This window comes from Marinobacterium sedimentorum (assembly GCF_024267675.1).
GTDB classification, from domain to species: Bacteria; Pseudomonadota; Gammaproteobacteria; order Pseudomonadales; family Balneatricaceae; genus Marinobacterium_A; species Marinobacterium_A sedimentorum.
Genome location: NZ_JALDYX010000124.1, coordinates 1 through 266 on the forward strand (window position 1 = coordinate 1; position 266 = coordinate 266).

1 protein-coding gene is annotated in these 266 nt (G+C 63.2%); it reads left to right on the forward strand.

Annotated elements, in window-relative coordinates:
- A partial coding sequence (locus tag MRS74_RS23625; RefSeq protein ID WP_254582727.1) for a Calx-beta domain-containing protein occupies positions 1 to 266 on the forward strand: 266 nt, incomplete at both ends.

Genomic DNA, 266 nt, shown 5'->3' on the forward strand with positions numbered 1-266 from the left:
CAACGTTACCCTGAGCAATGCCACCAATGGTGCCGTGATCGGCGATGGCGCCGGTATCGGTACCATCCTCGATAACGATGCGGGGGCGGTGTTCAGTGTCGATGACGTCTCGGTCGACGAGGGCGGCAACCTGGTGTTTACCGTGACGCGCAGTGGCGATGCTCAGACGGATCAGGCGGTGACCATCACCACCTCCGATGGCACCGCGACTCTGGCCGGCGGTGACTATACCGCCAACAGCGAAACGCTGACCTTCGCCCAGGGCG